General features: G+C 59.1%; 6 protein-coding genes. 4 read left to right on the top strand and 2 right to left on the bottom strand.

Annotated features, from left to right (window positions below; translation table 11 throughout):
* Positions 1–515: 515 nt before the first annotated feature.
* Together QZ292_RS08415 and QZ292_RS08410 are read right to left on the bottom strand one after the other, a co-directional pair.
* Positions 516–758, bottom strand: a complete 243-nt coding sequence (locus QZ292_RS08415; protein WP_294600508.1) for a hypothetical protein — start codon at positions 756–758, stop codon at positions 516–518.
* 180 nt (positions 759–938) lie between these two features.
* Positions 939–1,139, bottom strand: coding sequence for a hypothetical protein (locus tag QZ292_RS08410; protein WP_294600506.1), 201 nt, complete (start codon positions 1,137–1,139; stop codon positions 939–941).
* A gap of 117 nt (positions 1,140–1,256) precedes the next feature.
* Here QZ292_RS08410 and recJ point away from each other — a divergent pair, with 117 nt between their 5' ends.
* From recJ to QZ292_RS08390, 4 genes are all read left to right on the top strand, one after another.
* Positions 1,257–3,020, top strand: a complete 1,764-nt coding sequence (gene recJ / locus QZ292_RS08405; protein WP_294600503.1) for a single-stranded-DNA-specific exonuclease RecJ — start codon at positions 1,257–1,259, stop codon at positions 3,018–3,020.
* A 212-nt stretch (positions 3,021–3,232) separates the two neighbouring features.
* Positions 3,233–5,224 carry a glycogen debranching enzyme N-terminal domain-containing protein gene (locus QZ292_RS08400; RefSeq protein ID WP_294600501.1) on the top strand — a complete coding sequence of 664 codons (1,992 nt, stop codon included), beginning with the start codon at positions 3,233–3,235 and terminating at the stop codon, positions 5,222–5,224.
* Between the two features lie 87 nt (positions 5,225–5,311).
* Positions 5,312–6,604: a glycosyltransferase family 4 protein gene (locus QZ292_RS08395; RefSeq protein WP_294600498.1), complete on the top strand. Its 1,293-nt coding sequence runs from the start codon at positions 5,312–5,314 to the stop codon at positions 6,602–6,604.
* 52 nt (positions 6,605–6,656) lie between these two features.
* On the top strand, positions 6,657–7,847 hold the full coding sequence (locus tag QZ292_RS08390) for a glycoside hydrolase family 57 protein (protein WP_294600495.1): 1,191 nt from the start codon (positions 6,657–6,659) through the stop codon (positions 7,845–7,847).
* The last annotated feature ends 872 nt before the right edge of the window (positions 7,848–8,719 follow it).

Below are 8,719 nucleotides of genomic sequence, written 5' to 3'. Positions count from 1 at the left end.
GCCGGACTGCTACGGGCGTTACGAAATGTATTTTGAGAATGAATAGTGCGATTCCTCGCGGAATCGCCGGGCTTGCGCGCTGGGTCAAAGGTCCACCCCCGGAGTGCGCAGTCCGAAACGGTAGAGAATTAGGCAGAGCTCTTGCGGTTCGCAGAACCGCCGGCCTCGGGCGCAGCGACGCAATAGCGGCGCGGGGGAGGCGCGCCGAGGACGAACCCGAATGACTTTGGCAATGAGTGGGGGAAACTTTGGGCGACAGACCGAATGGGGCGGATTTTGGGCGGTGAATTGGGCTGAGCTCTTGCGACTCGAAGAGTCGCGCAGTCCGTCGCCACCCCCGGCGGCGGGCTGCAACTCGACGGAGCTCGTTGCACCCTCCGCTGGCGCCGAACTGCGATGGATTTTCGGCCCGGGCGGCTCTGCGAGCCGTAGGGGACTGGCTGATATTAGAGTAGGGTAGAGGTTGCAGGTTGTTTAGGGTAGAGGCTGGTAATTGTGAGTGCGACACGCCCCGTTTATTCCGAGAGGCAACGCAACTGACGACCATAGGCCCGGTACGTCGTGAGGCTGGGGTGGAGTGCCGTCGCGCCGAAGTGCAAGTACATGCCACGGTAGTGGTCGCCCGAATCGTAGGACGTGGATGCCCAGCCGTACCCGCTGTTGCCGACGCCGCCCAGCGCGCCCAAGCGCCCGAAGTCGCGGTAGCCCGGGGCGGGGTGTTGGGTGTTTTTTCGCGCGCCTTTGGGAAATCTTGTCAAAACGCACGAGTGCATTTTGACGATTCCCCCTTTAAGGCGTGGCGCGCGGTCGAGCATCGACTGGCCTCGGGCCGGCCGGGCCCCGCGTGCCCGCGGTGGGCAAATAGGGTGGGGGTGCCTGTTGGGGTAGAGGCTGCCGATAAAGGCCGAGGCTGCCATTAAAAGACGTTGCGCGTCCGTTTATTCCGAGAGGCAACGCAACTGAAGACCGCGGCCGCGGTAATGTTCATAGCGAGGGTAGAGGTCTGCCGTATTGAAACACAGATACATCCCGAGGATGCTGTTTGTGGCGGAAGACCAGCAGAAACCGTAGTTGCCGAGATATCCGGGCGTACCGATGCTGTGATAGCGGTAGCCCGGGGCGGGCCTTTCGGCCGACACACAGCCGGCACCGCTCCGTTAAAAGCCCTGCCCCTGCGCAGGGCACCTTCCGACAAACCCGCTCAAGAGGCTGTCGAACCGAAAGATGGAAAAGAATAAACAAAAAAATATAACATCATGCACGCAGACAAAAAGTGGGTCGTCCGGCCCGCGGGCGATGCGGCAAAAGTGGAGACCCTATCCACCGCGCTCGGCATCGACCCCAAGCTGGCGAACCTCTTGGTTCAGCGCGGCATAGACACCACCGAATCGGCCAGACGGTTCTTCGACCCCAAACTCGAAGAGCTCCACGACCCCTACCTGATGAAAGATATGATGCTCGCCGTCCAGCGGATCGAGCAGGCCATATCCCGTCGGGAACGCGTCATGGTCTACGGCGATTACGACGTGGACGGTATCTCCGCAGTGGCGTTGGTCTACAACTTCCTCTCGCGGTGGATGGACGACCTCCTTTTCTACATACCCGACCGCTACGCCGAAGGGTACGGAATCTCGGAAAAGGGGATCGACTACGCCGCCGACAACGGAGCGAAGCTCATCATCGCCCTCGACTGCGGAATCAAAGCTTGTTCCCGGGTGGCCTATGCCAAGCGCAAAGGAGTCGACTTCATCATTTGCGACCATCACCTCCCGGGCGACGCCATTCCCGAGGCCGTGGCCGTGCTCGATCCCAAACGCGAGGACTGTACCTATCCCTGTAAAGACCTCTCCGGATGCGGCGTTGGCTTCAAACTCGTACAGGCATTCTGCCAGTACAAAGAGCTCCCCTTCGAGACCATCGAGCCTCTGCTCGACTTGGTCGCCGTCAGCATCGCTTCGGACATCGTACCCATCGTCGGCGAGAACCGCATCCTGGCCCATTACGGCCTCATCCGGCTCAACCGGAAACCCAACAAAGGACTCGCCGCCATCATCAAACTCTGCGGACTCGAACGGCACACCATCGCCATCGACGACATCGTCTTCAAGATCGGCCCCCGGATCAACGCCGCCGGCCGGATGGAGATCGAAATCGACCGCGACGACCCCCGGGCCCAGTCTGGTGGGCGCACCGCTGTGCGGCTCCTCACCGCAGTCGACGAACGGCGCGCCTTGTACTACGTCGCCCAGATCGACGCCTTCAACAAAGACCGGAAAAGCATCGACCGGAACATCACCCTCGAAGCTCATCGGTATCTTGAGGAGTCGCCGGAAATGTTGCGGAAGAAGTGCACCGTCATCTACAACCCCAACTGGATGAAAGGCGTCGTGGGGATCGTCGCCTCCAGATTGATCGAGACCTACTACCGGCCGACCGTCGTGCTCACCATGAGCCACGGACTCATTACCGGCTCGGCCCGCTCGGTGCCGGGCTTCGACCTGTATCAGGCCGTCGAATCGTGCGCCGACCTGCTCGAAAACTTCGGCGGACACACCTACGCCGCCGGACTCACCATGAAACCCGAACGGTTCGACGAGTTCCGGAGCCGGTTCGAAGCCTATGTTGAGGCACATATCGATCCCGAGATGCTCGTCCCGCAGATCGACATCGACGAACCCCTGCGGTTCGACGAGATTACGCCCGCTTTCCGGCGCACGCTGAGCGCCTTTCAGCCTTTCGGGCCGGGCAATCCATCGCCCGTATTCGTCACCGCCGACGTGAGCGACAACGGCTCTGCCCGGCTCGTCGGCGCCCGCGGCGAACACCTCAAAATGGAGCTCGTCCAGCGGCAGCACCCCTTTAATCCGATCTCGGCCATCGCGTTCGGGCAGATCGACCACTTCGACCACGTCAAACGCGGCGGATCGATCGACATCTGTTACAACATCGTCGAAAACCACTATCAGGGGAGCATCACCCCCCAGCTCCGGATCAAAGACATCAAACCCGGCAGGATGTAACGGGGGTGCGGTATCCGGCTCTTTCGAGAGGAGAACTTTCTGCGGAAAGTTCTCCTCTTTTGTTGAAATTGTCGCTAAAAACGGTTGGAAATCAAAAAGAAAACCTTATATTTACGGTGACTTATCACCTGGCTCGTTTCTCCGGACAGCGGCGGCGGGCGATCGTGCGGAATATTTCGATCCCTTATTTCACAAAGGACAGCAGAATTATTATGGCCATATTACAATTCAACAAACAGGCGCTGGGTAACCTCGAATACTCGCTCCAGCGCGAAATGCTCAGCACCAATCGGGCGGGGGGGTATATGAATACCACGATCGTGTGCTGCAACACGCGGAAGTATCACGGGCTGATGGTCTGTCCGGTGGAACAGCTGGGCGGAGAGGACTATGTCCTGCTCTCGTCGCTGGACGAAACCGTTATCCAGCACGGACAGGAGTTCAACCTCGCGATACACCGCTTCCCGGGGATGTACGAGCCGCGGGGACATAAATACATTGTCGACTTCTCGTACACGCCGACACCGACGATCATCTATCGCGTCGGAGGGGTGCTCTTGAAGAAGGAGATGCTCTGGGTGCATACCGCGGAACAGCTGCTGATCCGGTACACGCTGCTGGAGGCGAGGTCGGCGACCAAGCTCCGGCTCCGGCCGTTTCTGGCATTCCGGTCGCGGCATGGGTTGAGCACGGCCAATGCGGAGGCGGACGGGAAATCCTATCCGATTCCGGGCGGGGTCAAGTCGCAGCTCTATCCGCGCTTCCCGTGGCTGCACATGCAGCTCGACAAAGAGGCCCGGTTCGTGGCGGCGCCGGACTGGTACCACAACTTCGAATACCTCGAAGAGGAGCGGCGCGGGTATCCTTTCCGGGAGGACTTGCTGACCACCGGGTATTTCGAGATGGATATCGCGACGGGCGAGAGTGTGATCTTCTCGGGCTCGACCTCGGAGGTGCGGCCGGAGGCTTTGGCTTCGATTTTCAACGAAGAGATCGCCCGGCGGACGATGAAGACCGAATTTTTGCCGGCTCTGTATCACTCGGCGCGGCAGTTCCTTATTATTAAGGAGAACCGGACGTCGCTCACGGCGGGTTATCCGTGGTATAATGCCAGGAGCCGGGAGACTTTCATGTCGCTGGCGGGGATTACCCTCACCCAGCCGCAGGGGCCGATGGTCGACGCCTGCGTCGAGATTCTCGACTACCACGTCTTGTACCGGCTGCGCGACGGGATATTCGGGACGCACTTTGCGGCGGACACCCAGCTGTGGTTCTTTTACGCATTGCAGCAGCTCGAATCGTTCATCGGAGGCGGCAGGGGCGAGATCTGGGCCCGGTACGGGCGGGCGATGAAAGAGATTCTGTACGCCTATCGCGACGGCGTAGGGGATCCGAACGGGGATGGCGCCGTGGGATATATGAACCGGCGCGAGGCTTTTATCCGGATGGCAGAGAACGGCCTCATTTGGGCCGATCGGCCGGGGCGGGCGCTGACCTGGATGAACACCATGAACGACGGCCGGCCGGTGACCCAGCGGCCGGGATTTGCGGTGGAGGTCAATGCGCTGTGGTACAATGCCGTATGCTATGCGCTGGAGCTGGCGCAGGAGGCGGGTGACGACCTCTTCGTGCGCGACTGGGTCGAACTGCCGGAACGCATCAAAGACAACTTCCGGGCGACTTTCTGGCTCGAACAGATGCCCCAGCAGCCGTACTTGGCGGATTACGTTTATCACGACGGGGTGAAGAACCTCGATATACGGCCTAATATGCTCCTGGCCTGCTCGCTGCCTTACTCGCCGCTCAACGAATACGAACAGCAGAAGGTCTTTACCGTGGTCGAGGCTTATCTGCTCACGCCGCGCGGGTTGCGGACTTTGAGCCCGAACAACGTGCGCTATCAGGGGATTTGCAGGGGGAATGAAGCCTGTCGGAATGTGGCCAGACACGAGGGGACGGTCTTCCCGTGGCTGCTGGAACACTACGTCAGGACGGGATTCCGGCTCTACGGCAACGGCTTCTTGATGCAGGCCCGGGAACTGCTCGAAGGATTCGAAGAAGACGTACTCAACTACGGGATCGGCTCCGTGCCGGAGGCATACGACGGGGATGCGCCGCACGAGGCTTGCGGGGCGATCTCGTATGCACCGAGCGTGGCGGCATTGCTCATGGTGAACCGAATGATCGGCGAACGGGAAAAATAATTCTCCGTTTCGCCTTTTACCTATTATATAATGTGTCGGCCTATCGAGACACTCGGTTCGCCATGAAAACAAGAAAGGACATTTCAAATGAGAGTATTAATGTTCGGCTGGGAATTCCCTCCGCACATCGCCGGCGGCCTGGGAACTGCCTGCTACGGATTGACCCGCTCGCTGTCGAAGCTGGGGGTGGAGGTGATCTTTGTCGTGCCGAAAGCATACGGCGATGAAGACCAGCGCTACCTGAAGATCAAAAACGCTTCGGACGTCGAGGCACCGTACGGCACGCTCGACACCGAGGACGATTTCTGGAAACAGCTTACCTTCATCCAGATCAACTCCAATATGGTGCCGTACCTCAGCCCGGAAGAGTACGAGAACGAGTGGAGCGAATTCCGGCACGGAACGCGGCCGGGGGTGCCGCAGGACATCTGGAAGCAGCGCTATAACTTCAGCGGGAAGTACGGTGCCAACCTGATGGAAGAGGTGGCCCGGTATGCCATGGTCGCAGCACAGGTGGCCAGGGATTTGGCCGGCCAGTTCGACGTGATTCACGCACACGACTGGCTCACCTACTATGCCGGGATTGCCGCCAAACGGGTCTCGGGGAAGCCGCTGGTGGTGCATATGCACGCCACGGAGTTCGACCGGAGCGGCGAAAACATCAACACGGTGGTCTACAATATCGAGCGGACGGGTATGGCGGCGGCCGACCGGGTGATGGCGGTGAGTAATTTGACGCGGAATATCGTGATCGAGAAATACGGGATTTCTCCGGAGAAGGTGGTGACCGTGCACAACGGGGTGCGGTTCAAGGCCCATGAGGGGCCGGAAGAGGTCAGAGGGGTGGAGGACAAGATCGTCACTTTCCTCGGGCGGATCACCTATCAGAAAGGGCCCGACTACTTCGTCGAAGCGGCGGCCAAGGTGTTGAAACGGATTCCGAACGTGCGGTTCGTGATGGCAGGCTCGGGAGATATGCTCAACCACGTGGTGCGGCGGGTGGCCAAACTCGGGATTTCCGACCGGTTCCACTTCACCGGCTTCTTGCGGGGGGACGAGGTGAGGCGGATGTTCGAACTCAGCGATGTATATATCATGCCGTCGGTCTCCGAACCGTTCGGGATCTCGCCGCTGGAGGCGATGAAGTCCAACGTGCCGGTCATTATCTCCAAACAGTCGGGGGTGGCCGAAGTGCTGACGCATGCGGTGAAGGTGGACTACTGGGATGTCGACGCCATGGCAGACGCCATTTACAGCTTGGTTACCTATCCGGCATTGCATAACATGTTCATCACCAAAGGACAGGAAGAGGTCACTACGTTGAAATGGGACGGCGCTGCACAGCGGGTGCTGGACGTCTACAAATCCGTGACCGAATAACCTCTGCCGTTTTTTCCTGAAAACACCTACCGAATTTCAACCTAAACAGCATATGAAAAACCTCAATTTATACTTTCAAGTCCACCAACCCTTTCGGCTCAAGAAGTACCGGTTCTTCAACATGGGCAAGGACCACTTCTACTTCGACGATTTTCTGAACAAAAGCATCCTGCAGAAGGTGGCGGCGGAGTGCTACCTGCCGATGAACGCCTTGTTGCTGCGGAAGATACAGGAGCTCGGGGCAGATAACGTACGGGTATCGTTCTCCATTTCGGGGATTGCCCTCGAACAGTTCCGGATGTACGCGCCGGAAGTGATCGACAGCTTTAAGGCGTTGGCGGAGACGGGGGCCGTGGAATTTTTGGCCGAGACCTATGCCCACTCGCTCGCCTCGCTGACCAGCCGCGAAGAGTTCGAACAGCAGGTGCGGCTCCAGGCGGATACCATCGAGCAGCTTTTCGGACAGCGGCCCGTAACCTTCCGGAATACCGAGCTGATTTACAGCGACGGGATCGGTGAGATGGTTTACGACATGGGGTATCGGACGCTGCTGACCGAGGGAGCGAAGCATATATTGGGGTGGAAGAGCCCGAATTTTGTCTATGCCAATCCGTTGCGTCAGGAGCTCAAAGTATTGCTGCGGAACTTCCGCCTGAGCGACGACATCGCGTTCCGGTTCAGCGATCAGGGCTGGGACGGCTGGCCGCTGACGGCGGACAAATACATCGACTGGATCGTCGATCAGGAGGGTGAGGTGATCAATCTCTTCATGGACTACGAAACTTTCGGCGAACACCAGAAACGGGATACCGGAATTTTCGACTTCATGGATCGTTTCATCACGCAGGTGGTGCACCACGGAGAGTTGCAGTTCAGGACGCCTGCTCAGATCTCGGCCGGGGCGGAAGCGGTGGCGGTATTGCACGTACCCCATCCGATTTCGTGGGCGGACGAGGAGCGCGATGTGACGGCGTGGCTCGGGAACGAGTTGCAGGACGAAGCATTCGGCAAACTCTACTCCCTGCAGGAGAAGGTACGCCGGCTGAACGATCCGGACATGATGCGGGTGTGGTACGCCTTGCAGTCGTCGGATCACTTCTACTATATGTGTACGAAGTGGTTCTCGGACGGGGACGTGCACAACTATTTCAACCCGTACGACTCGCCGTACGATGCGTTTATGAACTATATGAACGTCTTCAGCGATTTCAAGCGCGAAGTGGAGTTGAAGTTGGGAGAGTGATTGGACGGATTGAATCGGAATTTTGTACGAGGAATCATCGGCGGGTGCCATTCAGCGCCCGCCGATGATGCTTTATGCGGTTTATGTACACGAACGAAGAACGACACAAAGCGTTGGGCCGAGGCTGCCGCGGAAATGCGAAGCATTTCCCGTCCCCGCACCCGTTGGGTGTTTTGTTAGGGCTCTTTTTGCCTTACTAAGTGGGGCCCGCGCGGCCTGAGCGCAGTCGAAGCTCGACGCGCGCCATACCTTAGAAGGCGCGCGATAGAGAATGAGGTAAAGATCTGGGCCGACACAGTCCATTGGGAGTGCGGCACGCACCGCCCGCCCAGCGGACGCGTTCGCGCCACGGCGGGCGGCTTTTATTACTTCAAAGCAAACGCGCGCCACGCCTAAGATGGGAAATCGTCAAAATGTGCCGGTACGTTTTGACAAGATTTCCCCCGGGCGCGCGGACAGAACTTGATACCGTCGCCCGCCCGCGTAGAGAGGGATTTCACTCGTTTTGCGGTGAGCAAAATCGAGATGAAATCCCAGCGGGCGACGGAAACCGCGCGTGACTGCTGGAGTAGGAAATCATCCAAACGCGCATCCACGCGTTTGGATAGAATTTCCGTCAGCGCGCGGACGCGGCGGAGCGACACGGAGCCGCAGTGAGGCGGACACGAGGCGGAGAATTGGGGCGAGCTTTGGGCTGCGACTGTTCTTCGGGCGCGAAAACCGGTTACGGTTTTCGCGCCGCGCTGGGCCGGGCAGAGGGCGGAGAATTGGGCGAAAATTGAGACGGAGCTATTGGTTGTGGTTTGGGCTATGCTTGTGCGACCCGCAGGGTCGCGCAGTCCGCCGCCCCGGCAGGCGGAGGAGTGCAACTC

Source organism: uncultured Rikenella sp. (assembly GCF_910577125.1).
Taxonomy (GTDB): Bacteria; Bacteroidota; Bacteroidia; order Bacteroidales; family Rikenellaceae; genus Rikenella.
The sequence above is the reverse complement of the archived record's forward strand: the minus strand, read 5'-3'. Positions and strand labels throughout refer to the sequence as shown.

Bases quoted from the DNA above. Each gene is read 5' to 3' on its own strand.
- QZ292_RS08400 (WP_294600501.1), top strand. From the start codon at position 3,233: ATGGCCATATTACAATTCAACAAACAGGCGCTGGGTAACCTCGAATAC.
- QZ292_RS08395 (WP_294600498.1), top strand. From the start codon at position 5,312: ATGAGAGTATTAATGTTCGGCTGGGAATTCCCTCCGCACATCGCCGGC.
- QZ292_RS08390 (WP_294600495.1), top strand. From the start codon at position 6,657: ATGAAAAACCTCAATTTATACTTTCAAGTCCACCAACCCTTTCGGCTC.
- recJ (WP_294600503.1), top strand. From the start codon at position 1,257: ATGCACGCAGACAAAAAGTGGGTCGTCCGGCCCGCGGGCGATGCGGCA.